This is a genomic window from Asticcacaulis sp. AND118, assembly GCF_020535245.1.
Classification (GTDB): Bacteria; Pseudomonadota; Alphaproteobacteria; order Caulobacterales; family Caulobacteraceae; genus Asticcacaulis.
Map to the genome: position 1 here is coordinate 1,077,455 of NZ_CP084910.1, position 21,643 is coordinate 1,099,097.

Here is a 21,643-nt window from a genome sequence, read left to right on the forward strand (position 1 = left end):
GGAGGTTTTTTGTTGCTTATTTCTTAGGCGGGCAACCGGTCTGGGCGCAGACCCCCTTGGCGTCCCACCAGATCAGTCGCACCGTCATCTGACCCGGCTCGACGCGCGGGTCAGTGATGTGCGACAGGACCTGCCCGTCGTGCGGGGCGGTGATGCGACCCGTCTCGCGGCCCAGTCCGTCATGCACCGTGGCCAGCAGGTCGCCCGTCTTGACCGTATCGCCCAGCCTGACCTTCAGATAGGCATAGCCGCCGCGCGGCGAGGCGACGTCCAGCGTGGTGTTGCCGACAAAGCCGGTCTTCAGCGTCTGCGGCTTGCCCTCTATCATGGCGTGGGCACGCATCAGGTTGCGCAGGCCTTTCAGCCCGCGCTCGATCATCTCGTTGTCGAAGGTTTCCGCGCCGCCCAGTTCCAGCGTGATGGCGCTGAACCCGTGAGCGTTGAGCATGTTCTCGACCGCGCCGTCGACGCCGGGGTCCATATTGATGACGTCTGCGCCGATATGGTCGGCCATGATGCGCGCGCCGGGCGTCTCGGCGAAGATGTACATGGGATAGGTGGTGCCGCGCGACTGCGTATGCAGGTCGACGGCCAGATCGGCATTGCCCATGAACAGCTTTGACCACAGCCGGCTGGCATAGAGGTCCGACGGGTTGCCGTGGGCATTGCCGGGCATCAGGCGGTTGAGATTGGCTCCGCCCGTGCCGCCGGTCGAGGTGAAGCCGCGCGTCGAATGCAGCAGGCCTGGCGTATTGAGGCCCGGAATGGCGACGATGCTGCCCGACAGGGTTTTCGGATCGGTTTCGGCCACCAGCCGATCGACCACGGCGATGCCGTTCAGTTCGTCGCCGTGGATGCCGGCAGTGAGCAGCAGGCGCGCGCCGGGCTTTGTACCCTTGATGACGATAACGGGTACGTACCAGCCCTGACCGATCGACTGATCCGAGACGCGGAACCACAGACGCGTCGTCTGACCCGCAGGCAGGTCGGCGATGTCGAGTTGATCGATGACCTGAGCCCCGTCCACGCGGTCGCCGGTATAGGTGGTGGCGGCCTGAGCGGGCAGGGCGGCAACGCTGAGGGCCAGCAGCGAGGTGAGGGCAAGCGGGATCAGACGTTTCATGAATGGGGCTCCGGTAACGGAACACACTAGACCGGCCCGTGCCTAAATGACAAGCGCCCGGTCATGACGGATCAGACCGGGCGCTTGATGGGTTGGAATGACGCGATCAGAGAGCTTTGACGATGCCTTCGACCATCTTCTTCGCATCGGCAAACAGCATCATAGTGTTGTCGCGGAAGAAGAGTTCGTTTTCCACACCGGCATAACCCGAAGACATGCCACGTTTGACGAACAGCACGGTCTGGGCCTTTTCGACGTCGAGGATCGGCATGCCGAAGATGGCCGAGGTCGGGTCGGTCTTGGCCGCCGGGTTGGTGACGTCGTTGGCCCCGATGACGAACGCCACATCCGCCGTGGCGAACTCGGAATTGATGTCTTCCAGTTCGAACACCTCGTCATAGGGCACATTGGCTTCGGCCAGCAGCACGTTCATGTGGCCCGGCATACGTCCGGCGACGGGGTGGATGGCGTATTTGACCTCAACCCCTTCCTCCTTCAGCTTGTCGGCCATTTCGCGCAGGGCGTGCTGAGCCTGAGCCACCGCCATGCCGTAGCCGGGGACGATGATGACCTTCGAGGCGTTCTTCATGATGAAGGCCGCGTCGTCCGCCGAGCCCTGCTTGACCGGGCGCGTCTCGACCGTACCCCCGCTTGCCGCCGAGGCCGTGTCCGCTCCGAAGCCACCGAGTATGACCGAGATAAACGACCGGTTCATGCCCTTGCACATGATGTAGCTGAGAATGGCCCCGGAGGAGCCGACCAGCGCGCCGGTGATGATCAGGGCGATGTTCTCAAGGGTAAAGCCCAGAGCCGCCGCGGCCCAGCCCGAATAGGAGTTGAGCATGGAGACGACGACGGGCATGTCGGCCCCGCCGATGGGGATGATCAGCGTGATGCCGAGCACCAGCGACAGGGCGAAGATCAGCCAGAAGGCCCACTGCGCCTGACCCGCCGTGGCGATCAGAACGCCGATCAGGGCGAAGATGGCCAGACCGATGCCGATATTGAGGGCGTGACGGGCGGGCAGGATGATCGGCGCACCGGACATATTGCCGTTGAGCTTGGCAAAGGCGATGACCGAACCGGTGAAGGTAATGGCACCGATGGCGACGCCGAGGCTCAGTTCGATGATCGACTGGGTCTTGATGCCGTAGTCCGACGTGATGTGGAAGGCGTCCGGCGCATAGAGCGCGCCGACGGCCACCAGACAGGCGGCCAGGCCGACCAGCGAGTGGAAGGCGGCTACAAGCTGCGGCATGGAGGTCATCGAGACCTTTTTGGCGATGGTCGCCCCGGCGAACCCGCCGACCGCCACGCCGCCGAGGATCAGGCCGATGGTGACGGCGTCGAGCTGCTGACCGATGAACAGGCCCAGAAGCGTGACGCCGACGGCTACGGCCATGCCGACCATGCCGTAGAGATTACCCTGACGCGAGGTTTCGGGCGAGGACAGGCCGCGCAGGGCCAGGATGAACAGCACGCCCGACACGAGGTAGGCGAGAGCGGAGAAATCAGCAAATGACATCAGTGGGCCCCTTCCTTCTTGGCCGGAGCGGGGCGTTCCTTTTTCTTGTACATGGCCAGCATGCGGCGTGTGACCATGAAGCCGCCGAAGATGTTGACGGCAGCCAGTGCCGAGGCAATCGCGCCGGAGCCCTTGGCGACCCAGGCGCCGGCCCCGAAGCCGGACGCTGCGGCGGCCATCAGTGCGCCGACAATGATGACCGAAGAGATGGCGTTGGTGACGGCCATCAGGGGCGTATGCAGGGCCGGGGTCACCGACCAGACGACGTAGTAGCCGACGAAGACCGCCAGCACGAAGATGGCGAAATGGAAGACGGTGGGGTTAATGACCTCCATGGGTGTTCCTCCGGACCGGTGCGATGGAATAGGCGACATTGGCCGACAGGATCAGGCCGTCGGGTGCGAATGTCTGAACTTCCGTGACGATGTGGCTCGACTGGTTGCGATAGACGACCGTATTGCTGTCGACCCCCAGACAGATGGCGACGGGCTCGAACTTCAGGTTCGGCACGCGCGGCAGGGCCTTTTGCAGATAGTCGAAAAAGGCTTCGATGCCGGTGATGGTGCCGGTCTCGTTCAGGTCCATCTTGGCGATGAACGGCGAAGTGAAGACGAGATCGTCGGCATAGAGGGCGGCGATCTGTCCGGCGTCATGGGCGTTCCAGGCCGCGTACCATTCACGCGACAACTGTTCGTATTGGGATTTACTGAGGGACATATCAGGCCTGCAAAGCGGGGTGTACGACGACGCCGTCTTTGGCGACGAGCGACGCCTTGAGGATTTCGTCCTCGAAATCCGGGGCCAGTGCGCCGTCCTTGATCAGCAGGCCGACAAAGGCCTGCAGGTTTTTGGCGTAGAGCGCTGAGGCGTCATTGGCGATCGAAGCCGCAATATTGGTCGGGCCGAAGATTTTGACGCCATGGGTTTCGACCACGCTGTCGGGCACGCAGCCCTCGACATTGCCGCCCTGGGGCGCGGCAAGGTCGATCAGCACCGAACCCGCCTTCATCGAAGCGACCTGCGCGGCGGTGACCAGACGCGGGGCCGGGCGGCCGGGGATCAGCGCCGTGGTGATGACGATGTCCTGCTTGCCGATATGGCTGCTGACGAGTTCGGCCTGCTTGGCCTTGTATGCGTCGGACATTTCCTTGGCGTAGCCGCCGGCGGTCTGGGCGTTTTTAAACTCATCGTCCTCGACGGCGATGAATTTCGCCCCCAGGGATTCGACCTGTTCCTTGGTCGCCGGGCGCACATCGGTGGCCGAGACCACCGCCCCCAGACGCCGCGCCGTGGCGATGGCCTGAAGGCCGGCGACGCCGACGCCCATGACAAAGACCTTGGCCGGGGCGACGGTGCCCGCGGCGGTCATCATCATGGGGAAGGCCTTGCCGTACAGATGCGCGGCTTCGATGACGGCGCGATAGCCGGCAAGATTGGCTTGAGAGGACAGGGCGTCCATGACCTGAGCGCGGGTGATGCGCGGCACGAACTCCATGGCGTAGGCGGTCGCGCCCGCAGACGCCAGCGCCCTCAGCGCGTCCTTCTCGCGATAGGCGTCGAGCAGGGCAACGACGGTCGCGCCTTTTTTCAGCTTCGCGGCCTCAACCGTTGAGGGGCCACGCACCTTGAGCAGGATGTCGGCTGTGGACCAGACGGTTTCTGCGGGTACGATCTCCGCCCCGGCGGCGCTGAACGCTTCGTCGGTAAAGGCCGCCGCGACGCCGGCATTCGCCTCTATGAGGACGCGTTGGCCGCTGCCGACCCATTTTTTCACCGTGTCCGGCGTCGCGCCAACGCGACGTTCGCCCACGGCGGTTTCCTTCGGTATTCCGATGACAAGAACCAAGTGTCTCTCCCCGGATTTGTCTGACTAAATCAGAAAAACCCTCACAATTGCAACGATTTACGCCACTTTGTTATGTTTATGGTTTGGCCTTAGGGCCATGCGACCGGCAAGTAAAGACAGATTTGGCGGCTCAAGAGGTGAGCCAGACTCACGTGCCTCAGAAAGAACGGTGATAACACGGATCGACGGATTTGCAGCGTTCAACTGTTCGGGCAGGTAGCGACGCGTTGCGCGCCTGAGTCTCAGATACAAAAAAGCCCCGATGACCGGGGCCTCTCTTCGTAAGCTAGGGGTGCGCTCAGTGGGCGTCCGGCTTCTTTTTCAGCAGCAGGAAGCCGATCACGGCGACCACGACCGATACGGCGGCGGCGATCACGAAGCCCGCGCCCTTGACGGCGAACCACAGGACAAAGAACAGCAGGCCAACGGCGATGATCAGGCTGCCCCACTTGGTCAGGCCCATGAACAGGTCGTAGGTTTCCGACTGTTCGTGGATGTCCATTTCGCCCTTGTGATAGTCGCCCGCTTCGTGTCCGGCCATTGGATTCGTACCCCTGAGAAATATGTCGTTCCGCCTTTTCTACAAAAGCGGCGTTCCGCGGTCAACGGCTGATGGACGCCGGCGCGGAAATCGCGTAGAACGGTTGCAAATGAAATTATAAAGTCGCGTGTGCGCGACAGACGAAAAAGGCTGACAGGGCCGGACGACGGGGCAGGGCCGGGCACATTTCCGGGTCGCATCGCATGATCTTTTCCAAGCTGTGGGCCTCGCTGAAGCCCGGCAACACCACTGACGGATCGACGGTGCGTCTCAAGCACACGGCGCTGGAAGACGCCTATGCCTTCGCCATCGGTTGTTCGATGATCGTGCTGGGCATCGTGCTTTTGAAGACCGTGGGGCTGGTCACGGGGGGCGTGGCAGGGATCGCGCTGCTGGTCTCGTATCTTATCCCGCTGCCGGTTGGCGTGCTGTTCATGCTGATCAATGTGCCCTTCTTCATCTTTGCCTATCTGGGCATGGGGCGTGTCTTCATGATCAAGACCATCATCGTCTCGCTGGCGATCATGGCGCTGGCCGTACTGATGCCGATGGCGGTGCATATCGACTATGTGCAGCCCCTGTTTGCCGCTGTCTTCGGCGGGACGATTATCGGCATGGGCATATTATCGCTGGCGCGGCACGGGGCCGGGGCCGGGGGGACGGGCGTCCTGTGCCTCTATCTGCAAAAAAAGCGCGGCATCAATGCCGGGCGCACGCAACTGGTCATCGACCTGATGATCATGGCGGCTTCGATGCTGGTAATCCCCGGTGAGCGGCTGTTGTACTCGGTCGTCTCGGCGGCGGCCATGAGCCTGGTCATGATGAGCTGGCACCGCCCGGAGCGCTATATCGGGAGGTGAGTGCTCTTGACTTGCCCGGTGGGGCTATTTCAAAATTTGTCCATGTCCTCACGTGATGAACGTCCGGTTTATATTCGCTTTGTCTGTTTCAAGACCGTGGAAGGGCATCGTCACGCCTTGGGCATATTTCAAGCTCGTGACGATGCAAGCGTTAGCGAATATGCTGAAGGTTGGGCGCTAAGCTTAATAAACGAGGCCTACGACTGGTTCTGTGCGCATTTGAAGGAGCCGGATCGAACCCACGCGGACACTCGCTGGAGGCCCGGCAATCCTGGATTATCGTGGTTTAAGCCCGATGCTTTTGAGCACATTCAACGTATGTACGATATGAAGATGGGACTGGAGGCTTGCGGAATTCATGTCGATGTTCTGACAACGCGTGACGTAGGTCAGGTTCTGTACGAAGACGCCCATCAGATTTGCGCGGTGCCATCAGCGCGGACGTTTGCTTAATTGAGAGGCCAGTCTTATCATACCTCCCTGCCTTTAGCGGGGAGGGGGACCGCGCCCGGAGCGCGTGGTGGTGGGGTGTCTTGCGATATATCCACCCGCTCAGTTTGTTGAGTTTAGGTAAGAACCCCCACCACCGCATCTAGCTTGCTCCGCAAGCGTCGTGCGGTCCCCCTCCCCAACGAGTTGGGGAGGTATGATTATCGACTAAACCAACGCTTCGAACTGATCGATCAGGCCTTTCAGCCGCTGACAACCCATTTCCCAGAACGCCTTTTCGCGCGGATTGAGCCCGAAGGGCGCCAGCGCCTCGACATAGGTCTTCGTCCCGCCCGCCGACAGCAGTTGCGCATAGAGCGGCGTAAAGGCCTGCGGATTTTCGCGTCGCTTTTCCATCAGGGCCGAGACCAGCAGATCCCCGAACGCATAGGCATAGACGTAGAAGGGCGCGTGAACGAAGTGGCTGATATAGGCCCACCAATATTCATAGCCGTCGTTCAGCTTGATCGCCGGCCCAAGCGATTCGCCCATCACCTCGATCCACAGAGCGTTGAGGCGATCGACCGGCACTTCGCCTTCGAGGCGTTCGGCGTGGAACTTTTCCTCGAAGCGGTGGAAGGCGATTTGGCGAACCACGCTGTTGAGGCCGTCCTCGATTTTTCCGGCCAATAGCGCCTTCTTGTCTTCCGGCGAGGCGTCGGCGACCAGATATTCGAAGACCAGCCCTTCGGCGAAGATCGAGGCGGTTTCTGCGAGCGTCAGCGGCGTGTCGGCGAGGATCGACCCCAGCGGCGCGGCCAGGGTCTGATGCACCGCGTGGCCCAGTTCGTGGGCCAGGGTCAGCATTTCACGACGCTCGCCCGTGAAGTTGAGCATGACGTAGGGGTGGTGGCTGGACGACACCGGGTGGGCGTAGGCACCTGAAGACTTGCCTTCGCGCGGCCGGGCGTCGATCCACGGCTTTTCGAAGAAGACGGCGGCGCGTTTGGCGAAGTCCGGCCCCAGATTGGCGAAGGAATCGAGCACGATCGTTTTCGCGTCGTCCCATGCATAGGCCTTGGGCGCGGCGGCGGTCAGGGGCGCGTTGCGGTCCCAGAAGTTGAGGGTCTTCTTACCCATCACCTTGGCCTTCAACGCGTAATAGCGGTGCGACAGGGCAGCGTAGGATTCTCTCACGGCCTCGGCCATGGCGTCGACGGCGTCGGCATCGACCTCGTTGGCCAGATGACGCGAGGCGGCGGGGGTGCCGAACTTGCGCCAGCGGTCCTCGACCTGCTTCTCGAACGCCAGGGTGTTGAGCGCCAGCGCCAGCACAGGGGCATTGTCTTTCAATGCGACCGAGAGCCCCTCGGCGGCGGCCTTGCGCACGGCTTCGTCAGGCGAGGACAGGCGCGTCAGGGCGTCGTTGAGCGTCAGGATTTCCGGCTTCGACTTCGGCCCGATCTTCACGCGCAGGCGGGTCAGGGTTTCGTCGAACAGGCGCACCCACGAGGCCGCGCCGGGCATCTTCTCCAACAGCAGTTTTTCCAGTTCGGCCGACAACTCGTGCGGGCGGTTGGCGCGGATGCGGCGCAGCCACGGCCGCCACTTCTGCGCCTTTTCGGTGATGCGCAGGGCCTGCTCGATTTCCCAGTCCTCAAGCTGGTTCAGCTCAAGCGACAGGAACAGGCTGTCGGTGGAGATCAGCGCCGCCTTGTTGCGCAGGTCGGCGTCGAGCTTGGCGATCTGGGCGTCTTCGCGCGCGATGGTCGAGGCGAGCGTCGTATAGGCCAGCGCCCCGGCCATCAGGTCCGAAGCCCGTTCATAAAGCGTTGCCGCCTGATCGATCAGCAGGCCCAGCCGTTCGGCATTACCGCGCGCGGCGACGAAATTGCCCTGTAGCTTGGCCAGCTCTTTCAGCGTGGCGGCGGCTGCGCCGAAATCGGCGGCGATCTTGGGATCGTCGACACCGCTATAGAGGTCGGTCAGGTCCCACACGGGAAGGGCGGGGGCGGAATCGGAGGCGGCTGGATCGGTCATGTCGTTCGCTCTAGCCAAAACAAAATTCAAAAGCGAGAGGGAAAGCGTGGCGTAGCCTGTCGGGCCGGCGTCTCTCAACGGCACATTAACCTTGTCTCTCAACGGGATTTTCAAGGCTTTCCGTTACAACCTGTCTCAAAATAAGCCGTGTCCGCATCCGATCGGGCCGGTAATTCTGATGAGATGGTGTCACGAATGGCCAAGACGATCCTGATTTGCGACGACGATCCGACCCAGCGCCGGCTGATTCAGGCCGTTCTGGAACGCGAAGGTTTCGCGGTCGTCCATGCCGAGAACGGACCGCAGGCCTATGACCGCCTGACCACGACGTCGGGCATCGATGCGGTGATCCTCGATCTGGTCATGCCGGGACAGTCAGGCATCGACACGCTGAAAGACATCCGCGCCGCGGGCATCCGCACGCCGGTGGTGGTGCTGACGGCTTCGGGCGGCATCGACACGGTGGTCAAGGCCATGCAGGCCGGGGCGCAGGACTTCTTCATCAAGCCCGCCTCGCCGGAACGCATTCTGGTCAGCGTGCGCAATGCGCTCCAGATGGGCGACATGGCCGCCGAGGTCACGCGACTGAAAAAACACGTTGCCAACCGCGCCTCCTTCGATGATCTGGTCGGCACGTCGCCGGCCATGCAACTGGTGCGTCGTCTGGGCGAGCGCGGCGCGAAGTCGGGCATTCCGGTGCTCATCCTCGGTGAGAGCGGCGTGGGTAAGGAACTGATCGCGCGCGCCATTCAGGGGTCGTCGGAGCGGGCGGGCAAACCCTTCGTTGCCGTCAACTGCGGCGCCCTGCCGGCCAATCTGGTCGAATCGATCCTCTTCGGTCACGAAAAGGGCGCCTTCACCGGCGCCTCGGAAAAGCACCTCGGCAAGTTCCAGGAGGCCAATGGCGGCACCCTGTTCCTCGACGAGGTCGGCGAACTGCCGCTCGACATGCAGGTCAAGCTGCTGCGTGCCTTGCAGGAGGGCGAGATCGACCCGGTCGGCGCCAAGCGCCCGGTCAAGGTCGATGTGCGCATCATTTCGGCGACCAACCGCAACCTTCAGGATCAGGTCAAGGCGGGTCAGTTCCGCGAAGACCTTTTCTACCGTCTGAACGTCTTCCCGATCGAAGCTCCGTCCCTGCGTGAACGCCGCGAGGACATCCCGGCCCTGGTCGAGCATTTCATCCGCCGCTTCAATGTCGAGGAGGGCAAGCGCGTCGCCGGCGTGGCGTCGGACGCCCTGCAGATGCTGTGCGCCTACGACTGGCCCGGTAACGTGCGTCAGTTGGAAAACACCATCTATCGCGCCATCGTTCTGGCCGACACGCCGCATCTGCAGGCCTATGACTTCCCGGCGATTTCGGGTCAGCACCTGCCCCAGGTGCCCGCGACGCCGTCGGCCGCGATCCTGCCGGCGGTGATCATGGAGCATCACGCAGCCATGTCTCAACTCGACGCGGGCTTGCCTGACCAACCGGTGAAGATCCTCGATGGCGCGGGTCACCTGCGCAAGCTGGAAGACATCGAGCGCGACCTGATCGAACACGCCATCAGCGTCTATGCCGGGCACATGTCCGAAGTGGCGCGCCGTCTCGGCATCGGACGCTCGACCCTTTATCGCAAGGTGCGCGACTGCGGCCTCGAAGCTATGGTCAAGGAAGCCGGTTGATCACCGGAAATCCCCGTTCAGCGACTCGGCGACCGGGGCCGGGTGTCCGGGCTTGATAAAGCTCAGGGTCACCCGCCCCACATGTACGCCGAATTTCGAGACATCGGCGCGGTTGATGGCCACGCCATCGGCGATCAGGTGTGACCAGTCGTCGAAGCGCACCTTGATCGTGCCGCCCTGATAGGGAAGATTGAGCAGGTAACGGATGCGTATGGCGTCCCCGCCCGTTTCGATGCGCGCCGTTCCGGCGACGTCCTGCGCCCGGCCCTCATAGAGCCCCGTTCCGATTTTACGGAAGGTCCAGGTGCGCGTCTGACGCTCGCCGTCATTCCATAGAAAACGCTCATCCAGTACGAAGCCCTCCGCCGTCGGCGTGCCGCGCGTCACCACGCTGAAGGTGCGGCTGACCTTGCCGCTGCGGTCTTCGAACACGCCATAGGCGCGGGTTTCCCCGGCGAAGTAGGTCTCAAGCTCGAAGGCCGGTTGAGGGCGGCTGTTGGTGGCCACGTCCAGCGAGGCGCAGCCGGACAGGCTGCCCGCGCCAACAGTGGTCAGGGCCAGGGCAAACAGAAGGGCACGTGAACGCATCGGACGCTCCAGCAATAGCGGTTTATCAGAATACGCTGGCTGAGGCGGTTCAGTTCAGTTTTCATCATCGGTGGGTTTGGCGGCGCGTGACTTCACCTTCTGGCGGATTTCACGCAGTTTGACGCCCTGCATCAGCGACAGCGTGCCGTTCATCGCACCCTTGTCCGGATCGGCAAAGGCACGGCCATAGGTCTTTACGCGATCGCTGACGCTGTCGATAAATTCGGTTTCCCATTCCGAAAGGTCTATGCCGGCGTCGGCGGCGGCCTTCTTTGCGCGCTCCAGCGCGCGCAAGGTGCGCTTTTGCAGCGCCTTCTTTTCGTCGGCGGGCGAGGTTGGCGTTCGGGTCGCGGGCGCTTTGGCCTGCATCCCGCTTCGCGGTTGCAGAGGCGCTTTCGTTTTCAGTTCGCTCTTGCGCCGAAGCCCCTTGCCGGGCGTTTTGGATTTGAACGCCATCCGCGCATCACACGCCGCGCCACGGCGCAGGTCAAATAAAAAATCCTCCCCTGAGGCCGGGGAGGATCAAATCACAGCCCGCCGATGGCCGACAGGTAGAGGTCGAGCAGGGTTTCTTCTTCTTCCAGCTTCTGCTTGTCCTTCTTGCGCAGGCTGACGACCTTGCGCATGACCTTGGTGTCGAAGCCTTCGCCCTTGGCCTCGGCATAGACGTCCTTCAGGTCGCCGGCGATGGCCGCCTTGTCTTCTTCAAGGCGTTCGATGCGTTCGATGAAGCTCTTGAGGCGGCCTTGCGCAGCGGCGGTGATGACGTCGGGATGAGCGGACTGATCGTCGGCCATGGGGTGTCCTTATCGGTGAATTCTCGTTGTGTTCACCATAAACCAAGCGAATCACCCGCTCAATGCGTCGCGATTCGGCGGATACGCCTTAGCTGTGGATGAATCTGTGGGGCGTGGAAACGAGAAAAGCGCCCGGAGCAGGCCCGGACGCTAAATTCTGTACGCTGAATCTGTCAAGCCGAATGGCCTTCAATCAGCCTTGCTTGGCCTTGAAGCGCGGGTCGGTCTTGTTGATGACATAGACCACGCCCTTGCGACGGACGATCTTGCAGTCCCGGTGGCGGGTCTTCAGCGACTTCAGCGAGCTACGGACTTTCATGGTCCCAACCTTTGAATAAGTAATGACTGAGGCTTTGACCGATTTCGCGCAACCCGTGCGGGGGCGAAGCCTTCAAGCCATGTGTGAGGCGCGGTTCCTACGCGAAGCCTCGGGGGAAGTCAACAATCCGTGAGGGGCTTTTTGCACAAATCAGCGGGGCCGAACCCCTGTAGCTCGAATTTGTCATTTTTAGACTAGTTTAAATTTTAAACTGGTTTATATAATCCGTGACAACGGCGTTATGGCCGGGCGGACGCCGGAGGAGGGCGCCATGACACATCTGATGCAAACTGAAGAGGGGGCGCGGTTCCACGCGCTCGATGCGGTGAGGGGCGGGGCGCTGTTTCTGGGCGTCGTCCTGCACGCCGGGCTGGCCTATATGTCGCCGCCCGCCTGGATCGTGAATGATCCGTCGGGAGATGCGGCGGTCGGTCCGCTATTCTTTACTATCCATATGTTCCGCATGAGCCTGTTCTTCCTGCTGGCCGGCTTTTTCGCGCGGTTGCTGTATCAGAAGCGCGGGGCCATGGGTTTTGCAGTGGATCGCCTGAAGCGCGTCGCCGCGCCGCTGGGCATCTTCTGGTTTCCGGTGCTGGCGGCGATCATCACCGTCGCTATCATGGCGGCGTTGAAGGCCAATCCGTCACTGGCCCATCAGCCCGCACCCCCGCCGCCGCCTTTGACCGTGGGGACCTTCCCCCTGACGCACCTGTGGTTCCTCTATATGTTGCTGCTGCTTTACGCGGTGCTGGTGCCTCTGCGCGGCTTGCTGGCCTTTATCGATAGCGGTGGGGGGCTGCGCCGCGCTGCCGACAGCGTGTTCCGTGGGGTGCTGAAGTCCGGCGCGGCTCCGATCGTGTTCGGCCTCCCCCTGTGGCTGGTCATCCAGTCGCAGCCCCAATGGCAGCACTGGCTCGGCATCCCCACGCCCGACACCGGCCTCATCCCCAATATTATCGCCATTACCGGTTATGCGACGGCCTTCATCGCCGGCTGGTGCCTGAATCGTAATGCGGATCTGCTGGAAACCCTACACAAGCAATGGCTTATCAACCTGATCTCAGCCATCGCCTTCACTGTGGCGGCGCAGTGGCTGGGCGGGCGTCAGGCCGAGATGGAAGCCGGCGCGTGGCGCGCGCTCTATGCCGGGGCCTATGTGCTGGGGCTGTGGACCTGGTCACTGGGCCTGACGGGGATGGCGGTGCAATGCCTCAATCGCCCCAGCCGCTTCTGGCGTTATGTGGCGGACTCGTCCTACTGGGTCTATCTGGTCCATCTGCCGTTCGTTCTGGTGCTGCAGTATCTGCTGCTCGATCTCGCGGCGCCGTACTTCGTCAAGCTGCCGCTGGCCGTTTTCGCCACGCTGTTTCTTTCGCTGCTCAGCTACCAGCTTCTGGTAAGGTACAGCTTCATCGGAGCGATTCTGAACGGCCGCAAGCGCCCCTCGCGCAAGGCTCGTCAGACGCCCGTCAACGCCACCGCCTGAAGGATTCCATGTCCAGGACATTGAAGTCGAATGAACCGGAGGATCTGGCATTTGCCAGATCCTTTGCGGCCGAAGGACCGCGGTCGCAGGCGGCGGCCGGGCTAGTCTTCTTCTGGGCCGGTCTGCTGTATGGCCTGCAGACCTTGACCTATGGAGTGGTAGAGGCCGGCGGGTTTGCCCTGTCCGCGTCCCAGGGACTGGCGTTGGCCATCGCGCCGACCGTGCCGTTTCTGGCCATAGTGGGTTTTGTCGGCTGGCGCGACCGTAAGGCCAAGAAGGGCGTGGTCACGCGGACCCTCAATGCCAGCTACACCTCCGCCGGACTGATCAATCTGATCATCGCGCTGATCTTCGGCTGGCTGGCGACAAGCCGGCAGTCGATGGTGATCTGGCTGCTGCACCCCATCGTGATCTGCGCCATGCAGGGCGCGGTGTGGTACGCCGCCTGCGCTATCCGGCGCAAGCTGTGGCTGGGTTTGGTCTCCGCCGGATGGTTCGTGACGACCGTGGCCCTGACCCTGCTGATCACTCACATCACAGGCTATCTGCTGGTGTTGGGGGCGGCGCTGTTGGGGCTGATGGCGGCGCCGGGCTTTATGATGATGCGGCTGGCTGCACGGGAGCAGGGCCGTGAGTGAGACAGAGATGACGGATATCGACGAATCTCATCTCGCCCGTGAGGATCTGGCCTTCATCAAGGCCTTGGTCGACAAGGGCGAGCAGGTGCAATTGTCGGGCGGCATCCTGCTGCTCTTCGGCGGCGCGGTCTATGGTCTGCAGTGCCTGTTCCATTGGGGCGATATGAGCGGGCGGCTGAAGCTGGGCGGATGGGGCAATCTAATCAATGGTGTATTGCCCACCGTGGCCTTCCTGATCGTGCTGTGTATCGTCCTGTGGCGCGACCGGCACCAGACCTACGCCAATGCCGGGACGCGGGCCCTCAATGCCGCGTTCGGCGGCGTGGGGCTGGCCAATCTGTTCATGAACTTCGTCTTCGGCTACGCGGCCTTCACGTTCAAGATGTGGCTGATCTGGATGCTCTATCCGATCGTGCTGTGCGCCCTGATGGGGGCGGGCTGGTACGTCTTCGCGACGGTGAAGCGAAGCCTGTGGGCTGCCTTGAACTGCGCCGGCTGGTTTGCCGCAGCGCTCCTGCTGGCCTGGCGCATCGAGACGCCCGAATACATGTTGATTCTGGCCGCGGCGCTGATCCTGCTGATGGCCGTCCCCGGCTATGCGCTGATGCGATCCGGCGCCGGGAAGCAGGCCTGAGGCGATGAGCGGATTCGACGTCAACCGGCTGGACGACGCGATCCACGGCCGCCTGCGGCTGGGGATCATGGCCTATCTGGCCGACGCGGAAGCCGCCGATTTCAACGAGTTGAAAGGCGTGCTCGAAGCGACGCAGGGCAATCTGTCGGTGCATTTGTCGAAGCTGGAGGACGCCGGCTATGTCGAGATCGTCAAGGGCTATCAGGGCAAGAAGCCGCTGACCCGCGTTCATATCACCTCCGTCGGGCGTCAGGCCTTCGCCCGCTATCTGGACGTCCTGTCCGGATTGGTGGAAAAGCGCTCATAACGTCATGTTTACCGCTTTGCGCTTGGAAATGACATCATTCCAAGGGTAAGATTCGGTTCAAAGCGCGTCCCGAAAAGTGCCTCGCGGTTTTCGGATCAGGATGCGCGACAAACAACATCAGGCGGCTGCTTGCAGACGACTGATACGGAAGGATGTCTGTATGAAGCGGCGTGTGCTCAGCCTGTGTCTGTTCCTCGGGGCCTGTTCGACGGCCACCAGCGTGCCGACGCCTATCGGGAACAAGCCGGAGCCCCCGCGCGCCGAAACGGGCCAGACGCCGGTCAAGGCGCATACGCCGCCGAAGATTACGCCGACGCCTGCCGCCAATGCCTATGCCACCTTCGCCGACTGGCGCGAGGCCTTTGTGACGCGCGCCGTGGCCAAGGGCTTCGACCGAGCCTTTGTCGAGGGCCTGCTGGCCGATGTGCAGCCCAAGGAATCGGTGGTGAAGGCCGATACGGGCCAGCCGGAATTTTCCAAGCCCATCTCTTCCTATGTCAAGAATGCCGTTTCCGCTGCGCGCGTGCAGACGGGGCGCGACCGCCTCAGCGCCAATCCGAACGTGGCCGCCATCGAGGCGAAATATGGTGTACCGCGCGAAGTGCTGGGCGGCATATGGGGCATGGAAAGCGATTACGGCCGCGTACAGGGCGACATCGACGTGCTGACGGCCTTTGCAACGCTGGCCTATGACGGCCGACGCCGCGACTGGGCCGAAACGCAACTGTTCAACGTCCTGACCATTATAAAGAGTGGCAAGGCGACGCGTCAGGAACTGAAGGGCTCGTGGGCGGGCGCGATGGGCCAGACGCAGTTCCTGCCGGAAAACTATCTCAAGCTGGGGCAGGACGGCGACGGCGACGGCCACGTCAATATCTGGACCTCCGACTCCGACGCTCTGGCCTCGGCGGCGAACCTGCTGAAAAGCGAGGGCTGGCGTCCGGGACAGGCCTGGGCCGTCGAGGTGAGCCTCCCGGCAGGTTTCGACTACTATCTGTCGGAAACCGAAACCCAGACGCCCGACTGGTGGGCGCAGAAGGGCGTGGTGCGCGCCGACGGGGGCACATGGAACGCGGATGAAAAGGCCGCGCCCGCCGTGCTGATCCTGCCGTCGGGGGCAAAAGGGCCGGCCTTTCTGGCCCTGCCCAACCACTTCGTCATTCGCAAGTACAACAATTCGACCGCCTACGCGCTGGCCGTGGGTCTCAATGCCGACGGCATTGCCGGGCGAGGGGCGCTGAAAACGCCGTGGCCGGATGAACAGCCGCTGTCGCTGGGCGTGCGAAAGAATGTGCAGACCGCGCTGAACGCGGCCGGCTTCAATGCCGGCGCTGTAGACGGCGTGATCGGCGTCGGCACGCGCAAGGCCCTGCGTGAATGGCAAAAGGCCAATGGCCGCGTGGCGGACGGTTATCTCAGCTATGAACTGGCCAACGAACTGGCGGCCAAGGTAAGCGGTTATACGATAATCGGCCCGACCGGCCGTTGAGATGATCCGAACACGGTCATTGCTGCGTTGCGGGATAATTTCCCGTGAGTGGTAATTTTTTACCAATGACAACGTTATCGTTTTGGCCTGTGGCGGTATCGCGGGGGCGAATCCGGCCCGTTTATCGTACCATTCGGTGGCTGTCGTTCGTAAAAACGTCTTTATAAATTTGACACATAGCGTTGAAAGGGACTGGTTTTTCGCCAGTCCGGCGCAATACCGATGGGGGATTGTGCGCCAAATTAAAAAAAATTCATGCGGATTGAAAATAATCTCATTCCCACCTGCAAACTTAACTATCGGACAAGTTTGAGTTTTTGGGATAAAGTCACACAAAACGCCTTGCCTGTGGCGAAAATGAGACGTGTGGTGGCACGATAAGCACCTTGACGGGGTGAGGGAGGATTGCTTTTTTAGTTCGCAAATCACTTTGTAACCATCGGTGTAACAAAGAGATCGCTCTTGTCCCGTCATCCGGCGGGGTGAGGGCAAAGGTTTGTGCGCAGCGCAGACGTATGCGGGCGTAGATCCGTAACGATGCGTAACACAAGAGAGGTTCACGAAGGGACATGCGACCGCAGGGGAACATGGGCTTTCGTGTGCCGCGTTTTAAACACGTCTTAGGCTTAATCCGGGGGTTCACGCTGCCCCCGAAATCCTTGGTCAGCCTCCTCCGGGGGTTCTCCTTAATCAGGAATTGGCGAAAAATGCTCGAACACAAGAAACACAATCCGCTCATTGCTCTGCTCGGCGCTGCTGCGCTGCTCGTGAGCGCCCCGACGATCGCGGCTGCCGCTGCCGTCACGTCGCCCGCCGCCGCCGAAGCGCCGGCTGCTGAAGCTCCCGCCGCTGACACCGGCGAAGAATCGGCCACCTCGTCCGCTTCGGGTCACGGTGAAATCACCGTTTCGAGCATGTTCATGATGGCCGTGCCGGTCGTTAAGGCCGTCATGATCGGCCTGGTGCTCGCCTCGATCATCTCCTGGACCATCCTGGTCATCAAGCTGATCTTCTTCGGCAAGCTGAACAAGGTCTCCAACCAATACCTCGAAGCCTTCCGTGGCGCGCGCTCGATCGCCGACATCAACCGCATCTCGACCTCGGATGAGTTCGCTGGCAACCCGATGGCCGACATGGCCGCCGTCGCCACCGAAGAAGTCCAGATCTCGAAGCAAGCCGGCCTGCAGGTTTCGGGCGAGCACCGCGACTCGACCCTGCACCGCGCTTCGTCCTCGATCAACGCGGTTCAGGCCGGTCTGGCCAAGCGTCTGTCGGGTGGCCTGGTGTTCCTTGCCTCGACCGGTTCGATCGGGCCGTTCGTCGGTCTGTTCGGTACGGTTTACGGCATCATGAACTCGTTCATCGGTATCGCCAACACGCAGACCACCAACCTGGCCGTCGTGGCTCCGGGTATCGCCGAAGCCCTGCTCGCCACCGGTATCGGTCTGGCTGCCGCTATCCCGGCCGTCGTCATGTACAACATCTTCAACACCCAGATTGCTGCCTACGGCACGCGTTCGGAACAGTTCGTCTCGGAACTGATGAACTCGCTGTCGCGTCAACTCGACAAAGGGGCGTAATCACTCATGGGAGCCAAGCTATCCTCTGGCAGCGGCGGCTCGAAGTTCCATATCGAGCAGAACAGCGAAATCAACGTTACGCCGTTCGTCGATATCATGCTGGTTCTTCTGATCATCTTCATGGTGGCCGCCCCTATGGCCACCGTGTCGATCGAAGTGAAGCTTCCGACAGCTGTCGCCCCGCCGCAACAAAACCCGCCGAAGCCGATCTACATTTCCATCCAGTCGGATGGCGGTGTGTTCATCGGCGACAAACCCACCACTCTGGCCGATCTTGGCGCCGACATGAAAATTCAGGTCGGTCGTCGTGAACCGGAGAAAGAGCGTATCTTCATCCGCTGTGACCGCACGACTCGTTATGCGGACTTTATGCAGGTGATGAACGCGCTGCAGGACAATGGTTTCTACAGCGTGGCTCTGATCGGTGAAGACGGTAACAAGTAAGAGGGCCTGAGAACATGGAAGAGACCCCCCACAGGCGTCGAGATCCTATTCTCGACCCCCCGATCAACAAGGACAAATCGCCCTTGTTCATCGGTATTGGCGTGGCGATCGTGGCCCACGTGGCGTTGGCCTACTACATCTACAAGGAAAAATTCGAGATCAAGGAAGTGGTCTATGAAGACCAGAAAATTGATACCGAACTTGTAGAACTGGCCCCGCCGCCGCCTCCACCGCCTCCGCCCCCGCCGCCTCCGCCTGACATGCCTCCGCCTCCGCCGAAGCTGCAGGTCCGTGAGCCGGTGATCCAGACCGACGCACCGCCTCCGCCGCAACCGATCCAGATCGAAGCGACGAAGAAGGAAGACCGCGTCGAGTACAAGGGGCCGCCGCAAATCGTCCCGGGTCCCCCGCCGCCTCCGGCGCCGGTGGTCCCCGCAGGTCCGCGATACACGACGGCTAGATGGACGCCGCCGAACTCGGACCAGATGCTTGACCTTTATCCGCCGCGTGCCCAGGACGCGGAAGTCGAGGGCGAAGTCACGATCGACTGCGTTCTTAACTCTGAAGGCAAGATTACGGGCTGCACCGTCGAAAGCGAAAAGCCTGCGGGCTATGGTTTCGGCGCGGCAACCGTCAAGGGCTTCATGCGTTACGCCAAAATTCAAAAAGGCAGTGACGGTGAACTCCGCGATGGCGACCGTAAGAAGTTCCGCTTCCGCTGGACGCTGCAATAGGTTTTCGAACCTTGCACAAGATAAGCCCCCCGGTTCCGCCGGGGGGTTTTTTCGTGTCTGCCACCACTATCGGGATAAGGCGTAATCGGGATAGGGCGTACAGGGGCGGAGCGCAGTCCGGAGAGAACCGGTCACCCAAAGCGCAACGTGATCACAAAAAAGGGATTTGAACTTATCATTGCTAAGTGATAAGGGTGACTAAGTAGAGCAAGAGCATCCTTTCCGTCGATGAGCGTTTTCGGGCGAGGGGGCCCGCGAAGCATCGGCAGTCGATTCAGATTGTGACCTAGAACCCAAGCCGCCGGCCCGCAACACCGGTGGCGCCCGGACGGTCCGTTTTTCCGGACAGGACCGCCGGAAGTACAGAGGAAAGGACCTACAGGATGGCTTCCACCCTTATCCCGCCGACCCGCAACCCGCTGTTTAACACCACGCCGCAAAAACGTCTGACGCCGCCTGTGATCGCCGGTGTCGCCGTGGCGACGCTGGTGCATGTCGGACTGGCCGCCTACATCATCCATGAGCGGTTCGAGGTGAAGATGGCGCAAACGCCGGACGGCGAGATCATTATGGAAACGCCCATTATCACCTTGGAGCGCAAGAAGCCGGACCCGGTCGTTCAGGAACAAAAGCCGGCCACCACGCCGATCCGCATCCATGATCCGGTCACCGTGACGCCGCTGGCCGAAGAGACGATCCCCGTCACCCCGGCGACGCCGGACTCGCCTGTGGCCACCGGACCTATCACGACGATTGTCGGGCAGCTCGGCCCTGTGGCTGAAACCGGCCCAGTAATCGTGGCCCCGCCGGCCTATGTCAAGGCGGTGTGGTCGCGCTTCCCCGATTCGTCGGCTCTGCTGGACTACTATCCCGCCCGCGCCATGGATGCCGAAATCGAAGGGACGACGACGCTGGCCTGCACCGTGCGCGACACCAAGGGCCGTGTGAAGTGCGAAGTTCTGTCGGAATCGCCGAAAAGCTATGGCTTCGGAGACGCTGCCGTGCGTGTGGTGGAGGCTAAGGGCCGCGCCGATACCTCGAACGGCGCGGTCGAAGTCGGCGCGGTGATGCGCGTCAAGATGGGGTTTGCGCTTCAATAAAGGGGGCGTGCCTTATTGGACGCAAAAGGCCTCCGGATATCCGGAGGCCTTTTTTACGTCCGCCTTATGTCGAAGCGGTCACGTTTGATTGACCGCGCCCGGTTGGCCCGCCATTATGCGGTGACACAAATCCGAGGGAGCGGCCCATGCGTCCGAGTGCTTTTCTGAACCCCAAATTTCTGTCGCTGGCGGCGGTGCTCGCGGCGGCCGGAACGCTGGTGGCCTGTGAAACCAATGACACGTTGGGTCGCAGCCAGTTCCTGCTGGTCGATAATGCCGATCTGGAGCCTTCGGCGCTTCAGGGGTGGCAGGAACTGATGAAGACGGCCAAGGTCTCGACTGACGCCACGCTGAACCGCCGCGTCAAGACGGTCGGGGCGAAGATCGTCGCGGCTGGTGGCTACGATCCCAGCCAATGGGAATACGTGCTGTTTCAGGACGATCAGCCCAATGCTTTCGTCATTCCGGGCAACAAGATCGGCGTGAACACCGGCCTGTTCAAGGTGGTGAAGAACGACGATCAACTGGCCGCGGTGCTGGGCCACGAAGCCGCGCACGTGCTCGGTAAACACGCGGCCGAACGCTATTCGCAGCAGGTGGGTTCGCAGATCGCGCTGCAAACGGCGGTCGGCGCGACTTCGGGCCGGACGCAGCAGGTCATCGCCAACTACGGCGGTATGGGCGCGCAACTGGGTTTGTTGCTGCCCTATTCGCGCAAGCACGAGCTTGAGGCCGACCGCATCGGCGTCGATATCATGGTCAAGGCGGGTTATAAGGCGTCGGAATCCGTCGCTCTGTGGCGCAATATGCAGGCCCTCAATCAGGGCAAGCCGCCGGAATTCCTGTCGACCCACCCGTCGGACGACACGCGCATCGCCCAACTGGAAAGCTATATCCGGTCGAAGGGCTATAAATAACCAACACCCAGGGGGGAATTATGAAAACCTGTCTATCCATTGCCACGGTCATGATCATGGTGACTACCGTTGCGTCGGCGCAGGACGTGAAGTCTGAACCGCGCTTCAAGGCGCCCGAACCGGCGCAAATGCTGCGCCTCTATCCCAAGGAGGCGCGCAAGGCCGGGTTAGGGGCAGACGTTATCATCGGCTGTGCGTGGTCGGAAAAGGGTCGTTTGACCTGTCGTGTGCTCAGGGAGACCCCTGAGGGGCAAGGCTTTGGCGAAGCCACGGTGAAAGGTTTCGAGGCACATGGTCGTGCTTTGGACGTCAACACCGCTTCCGCGCCGGATCAGGAAAAGAAATTTCGCTACCGATGGACGACCAAATAGCGAACCGTTTTTTCACCGCTTAATGCGTCGGGGGGTGAAAATACCCCTTGATCGGCGGGCCTGCGCAGTTTAGAGGATCGGCCCTCACGATGGTATGCCGTCTTAGCTCACTTGGTAGAGCGCCAGATTGTGGCTCTGGAGGTAGCTGGTTCGAAACCAGCAGACGGTACCATCGGGATAATCTCTCCTGAAAATCCGATTTAAGCG

At 61.6% G+C, this 21,643-nt stretch carries 25 protein-coding genes and 1 tRNA gene; 15 read left to right on the forward strand and 11 right to left on the reverse strand.

Translation table 11 applies throughout. From position 1 onward, the window contains the following. Positions 1–16: 16 nt before the first annotated feature. The 6 genes from LH365_RS05260 to LH365_RS05285 all read right to left on the reverse strand — a co-directional run bounded on the left by LH365_RS05260 (position 17) and on the right by LH365_RS05285 (position 5,035). Positions 17–1,123 (reverse strand): succinylglutamate desuccinylase/aspartoacylase family protein, encoded by a 1,107-nt coding sequence (locus tag LH365_RS05260; RefSeq protein ID WP_226745124.1) that lies wholly within the window; start codon positions 1,121–1,123, stop codon positions 17–19. A gap of 106 nt (positions 1,124–1,229) precedes the next feature. After that, on the reverse strand, positions 1,230–2,648 hold the full coding sequence (locus LH365_RS05265) for an NAD(P)(+) transhydrogenase (Re/Si-specific) subunit beta (RefSeq protein WP_226745125.1): 1,419 nt from the start codon (positions 2,646–2,648) through the stop codon (positions 1,230–1,232). Then, a complete protein-coding gene (locus LH365_RS05270) occupies positions 2,648–2,983 on the reverse strand; it encodes a proton-translocating transhydrogenase family protein (protein WP_226745126.1) in 336 nt (111 codons plus the stop codon). Before LH365_RS05270 ends, LH365_RS05265 begins: the two co-directional genes overlap by 1 nt. After that, positions 2,970–3,365, reverse strand: coding sequence for a nuclear transport factor 2 family protein (locus LH365_RS05275; protein WP_226745127.1), 396 nt, complete (start codon positions 3,363–3,365; stop codon positions 2,970–2,972). Before LH365_RS05275 ends, LH365_RS05270 begins: the two co-directional genes overlap by 14 nt. Before the next feature lies 1 nt (position 3,366). Continuing rightward, positions 3,367–4,494, reverse strand: coding sequence for a Re/Si-specific NAD(P)(+) transhydrogenase subunit alpha (locus LH365_RS05280; RefSeq protein ID WP_226745128.1), 1,128 nt, complete (start codon positions 4,492–4,494; stop codon positions 3,367–3,369). A 298-nt stretch (positions 4,495–4,792) separates the two neighbouring features. Then, positions 4,793–5,035 carry an aa3-type cytochrome c oxidase subunit IV gene (locus tag LH365_RS05285; protein ID WP_226745129.1) on the reverse strand — a complete coding sequence of 81 codons (243 nt, stop codon included), beginning with the start codon at positions 5,033–5,035 and terminating at the stop codon, positions 4,793–4,795. A gap of 203 nt (positions 5,036–5,238) precedes the next feature. On the opposite strand from LH365_RS05285, the gene LH365_RS05290 reads away from it, so the two are divergent. Both LH365_RS05290 and LH365_RS05295 read left to right on the forward strand, forming a co-directional pair. After that, entirely contained in the window at positions 5,239–5,895 is a 657-nt protein-coding gene (locus tag LH365_RS05290) for a YitT family protein (RefSeq protein ID WP_226745130.1), read from the forward strand. Positions 5,896–5,937: 42 nt separating this feature from the next. Then, the gene (locus LH365_RS05295; RefSeq protein WP_226745131.1) at positions 5,938–6,348 is read left to right on the forward strand and encodes a hypothetical protein; all 411 of its coding nucleotides are present in this window, start codon (positions 5,938–5,940) and stop codon (positions 6,346–6,348) included. A gap of 204 nt (positions 6,349–6,552) precedes the next feature. Here the strand turns inward: LH365_RS05295 and LH365_RS05300 are convergent, their stop codons facing one another. Then, positions 6,553–8,364: a M3 family oligoendopeptidase gene (locus LH365_RS05300; protein ID WP_226745132.1), complete on the reverse strand. Its 1,812-nt coding sequence runs from the start codon at positions 8,362–8,364 to the stop codon at positions 6,553–6,555. 195 nt (positions 8,365–8,559) lie between these two features. Here LH365_RS05300 and LH365_RS05305 point away from each other — a divergent pair, with 195 nt between their 5' ends. After that, positions 8,560–10,032, forward strand: a complete 1,473-nt coding sequence (locus LH365_RS05305) for a sigma-54 dependent transcriptional regulator (protein WP_226745133.1) — start codon at positions 8,560–8,562, stop codon at positions 10,030–10,032. On the opposite strand, the gene LH365_RS05310 is transcribed toward LH365_RS05305, so the two are convergent. The 4 genes from LH365_RS05310 to ykgO all read right to left on the reverse strand — a co-directional run bounded on the left by LH365_RS05310 (position 10,033) and on the right by ykgO (position 11,736). Beyond that, entirely contained in the window at positions 10,033–10,620 is a 588-nt protein-coding gene (locus LH365_RS05310; RefSeq protein ID WP_226745134.1) for a DUF3833 domain-containing protein, read from the reverse strand. Positions 10,621–10,674: 54 nt separating this feature from the next. Next, a complete protein-coding gene (locus tag LH365_RS05315) occupies positions 10,675–11,076 on the reverse strand; it encodes a hypothetical protein (protein WP_226745135.1) in 402 nt (133 codons plus the stop codon). Positions 11,077–11,147: 71 nt separating this feature from the next. Then, positions 11,148–11,417, reverse strand: coding sequence for a DUF2312 domain-containing protein (locus LH365_RS05320; protein WP_226745136.1), 270 nt, complete (start codon positions 11,415–11,417; stop codon positions 11,148–11,150). Between the two features lie 193 nt (positions 11,418–11,610). Beyond that, positions 11,611–11,736: a type B 50S ribosomal protein L36 gene (gene ykgO, locus LH365_RS05325; RefSeq protein ID WP_013479043.1), complete on the reverse strand. Its 126-nt coding sequence runs from the start codon at positions 11,734–11,736 to the stop codon at positions 11,611–11,613. A 271-nt stretch (positions 11,737–12,007) separates the two neighbouring features. Between ykgO and LH365_RS05330 the strand changes: the two genes are divergently transcribed. The 12 genes from LH365_RS05330 to LH365_RS05385 all read left to right on the forward strand — a co-directional run bounded on the left by LH365_RS05330 (position 12,008) and on the right by LH365_RS05385 (position 21,608). Continuing rightward, complete coding sequence (locus tag LH365_RS05330) at positions 12,008–13,222, forward strand: acyltransferase family protein (RefSeq protein WP_226745137.1); 1,215 nt, start codon at positions 12,008–12,010, stop codon at positions 13,220–13,222. A gap of 8 nt (positions 13,223–13,230) precedes the next feature. Further along, a complete protein-coding gene (locus LH365_RS05335; protein WP_226745138.1) occupies positions 13,231–13,860 on the forward strand; it encodes a hypothetical protein in 630 nt (209 codons plus the stop codon). Between the two features lie 7 nt (positions 13,861–13,867). After that, the gene (locus tag LH365_RS05340) at positions 13,868–14,494 is read left to right on the forward strand and encodes a hypothetical protein (protein WP_226745139.1); all 627 of its coding nucleotides are present in this window, start codon (positions 13,868–13,870) and stop codon (positions 14,492–14,494) included. A 4-nt stretch (positions 14,495–14,498) separates the two neighbouring features. Beyond that, the gene (locus tag LH365_RS05345) at positions 14,499–14,801 is read left to right on the forward strand and encodes a transcriptional regulator (protein ID WP_226745140.1); all 303 of its coding nucleotides are present in this window, start codon (positions 14,499–14,501) and stop codon (positions 14,799–14,801) included. Positions 14,802–14,961: 160 nt separating this feature from the next. Then, on the forward strand, positions 14,962–16,290 hold the full coding sequence (locus tag LH365_RS05350; protein WP_226745141.1) for a lytic murein transglycosylase: 1,329 nt from the start codon (positions 14,962–14,964) through the stop codon (positions 16,288–16,290). 707 nt (positions 16,291–16,997) lie between these two features. After that, the gene (locus tag LH365_RS05355; protein WP_226745142.1) at positions 16,998–17,870 is read left to right on the forward strand and encodes a MotA/TolQ/ExbB proton channel family protein; all 873 of its coding nucleotides are present in this window, start codon (positions 16,998–17,000) and stop codon (positions 17,868–17,870) included. Positions 17,871–17,876: 6 nt separating this feature from the next. Further along, complete coding sequence (locus LH365_RS05360) at positions 17,877–18,314, forward strand: biopolymer transporter ExbD (protein ID WP_107874573.1); 438 nt, start codon at positions 17,877–17,879, stop codon at positions 18,312–18,314. A gap of 14 nt (positions 18,315–18,328) precedes the next feature. Then, positions 18,329–19,048: an energy transducer TonB gene (locus LH365_RS05365; protein WP_226745143.1), complete on the forward strand. Its 720-nt coding sequence runs from the start codon at positions 18,329–18,331 to the stop codon at positions 19,046–19,048. Between the two features lie 383 nt (positions 19,049–19,431). Beyond that, positions 19,432–20,148, forward strand: a complete 717-nt coding sequence (locus tag LH365_RS05370) for an energy transducer TonB (protein WP_226745144.1) — start codon at positions 19,432–19,434, stop codon at positions 20,146–20,148. Positions 20,149–20,294: 146 nt separating this feature from the next. Then, positions 20,295–21,065 (forward strand): M48 family metallopeptidase, encoded by a 771-nt coding sequence (locus LH365_RS05375; protein ID WP_226745145.1) that lies wholly within the window; start codon positions 20,295–20,297, stop codon positions 21,063–21,065. A 20-nt stretch (positions 21,066–21,085) separates the two neighbouring features. After that, on the forward strand, positions 21,086–21,436 hold the full coding sequence (locus LH365_RS05380; protein WP_226745146.1) for an energy transducer TonB: 351 nt from the start codon (positions 21,086–21,088) through the stop codon (positions 21,434–21,436). Between the two features lie 96 nt (positions 21,437–21,532). Beyond that, a tRNA-His gene (locus LH365_RS05385) sits at positions 21,533–21,608 on the forward strand. The last annotated feature ends 35 nt before the right edge of the window (positions 21,609–21,643 follow it).

Coding starts and splice junctions, on each gene's coding strand:
- LH365_RS05365 (WP_226745143.1), top strand. CDS start 18,329: ATGGAAGAGACCCCCCACAGGCGTCGAGATCCTATTCTCGACCCCCCG.
- LH365_RS05275 (WP_226745127.1), bottom strand. CDS start 3,365: ATGTCCCTCAGTAAATCCCAATACGAACAGTTGTCGCGTGAATGGTAC.
- LH365_RS05285 (WP_226745129.1), bottom strand. CDS start 5,035: ATGGCCGGACACGAAGCGGGCGACTATCACAAGGGCGAAATGGACATC.
- LH365_RS05355 (WP_226745142.1), top strand. CDS start 16,998: ATGCTCGAACACAAGAAACACAATCCGCTCATTGCTCTGCTCGGCGCT.
- LH365_RS05350 (WP_226745141.1), top strand. CDS start 14,962: ATGAAGCGGCGTGTGCTCAGCCTGTGTCTGTTCCTCGGGGCCTGTTCG.
- LH365_RS05295 (WP_226745131.1), top strand. CDS start 5,938: ATGTCCTCACGTGATGAACGTCCGGTTTATATTCGCTTTGTCTGTTTC.
- LH365_RS05305 (WP_226745133.1), top strand. CDS start 8,560: ATGGCCAAGACGATCCTGATTTGCGACGACGATCCGACCCAGCGCCGG.
- LH365_RS05265 (WP_226745125.1), bottom strand. CDS start 2,648: ATGTCATTTGCTGATTTCTCCGCTCTCGCCTACCTCGTGTCGGGCGTG.
- LH365_RS05310 (WP_226745134.1), bottom strand. CDS start 10,620: ATGCGTTCACGTGCCCTTCTGTTTGCCCTGGCCCTGACCACTGTTGGC.
- LH365_RS05340 (WP_226745139.1), top strand. CDS start 13,868: ATGACGGATATCGACGAATCTCATCTCGCCCGTGAGGATCTGGCCTTC.
- LH365_RS05345 (WP_226745140.1), top strand. CDS start 14,499: ATGAGCGGATTCGACGTCAACCGGCTGGACGACGCGATCCACGGCCGC.
- LH365_RS05375 (WP_226745145.1), top strand. CDS start 20,295: ATGCGTCCGAGTGCTTTTCTGAACCCCAAATTTCTGTCGCTGGCGGCG.
- LH365_RS05360 (WP_107874573.1), top strand. CDS start 17,877: ATGGGAGCCAAGCTATCCTCTGGCAGCGGCGGCTCGAAGTTCCATATC.
- LH365_RS05370 (WP_226745144.1), top strand. CDS start 19,432: ATGGCTTCCACCCTTATCCCGCCGACCCGCAACCCGCTGTTTAACACC.
- ykgO (WP_013479043.1), bottom strand. CDS start 11,736: ATGAAAGTCCGTAGCTCGCTGAAGTCGCTGAAGACCCGCCACCGGGAC.
- LH365_RS05290 (WP_226745130.1), top strand. CDS start 5,239: ATGATCTTTTCCAAGCTGTGGGCCTCGCTGAAGCCCGGCAACACCACT.
- LH365_RS05300 (WP_226745132.1), bottom strand. CDS start 8,364: ATGACCGATCCAGCCGCCTCCGATTCCGCCCCCGCCCTTCCCGTGTGG.
- LH365_RS05320 (WP_226745136.1), bottom strand. CDS start 11,417: ATGGCCGACGATCAGTCCGCTCATCCCGACGTCATCACCGCCGCTGCG.
- LH365_RS05330 (WP_226745137.1), top strand. CDS start 12,008: ATGACACATCTGATGCAAACTGAAGAGGGGGCGCGGTTCCACGCGCTC.
- LH365_RS05380 (WP_226745146.1), top strand. CDS start 21,086: ATGAAAACCTGTCTATCCATTGCCACGGTCATGATCATGGTGACTACC.
- LH365_RS05270 (WP_226745126.1), bottom strand. CDS start 2,983: ATGGAGGTCATTAACCCCACCGTCTTCCATTTCGCCATCTTCGTGCTG.
- LH365_RS05315 (WP_226745135.1), bottom strand. CDS start 11,076: ATGGCGTTCAAATCCAAAACGCCCGGCAAGGGGCTTCGGCGCAAGAGC.
- LH365_RS05260 (WP_226745124.1), bottom strand. CDS start 1,123: ATGAAACGTCTGATCCCGCTTGCCCTCACCTCGCTGCTGGCCCTCAGC.
- LH365_RS05335 (WP_226745138.1), top strand. CDS start 13,231: ATGTCCAGGACATTGAAGTCGAATGAACCGGAGGATCTGGCATTTGCC.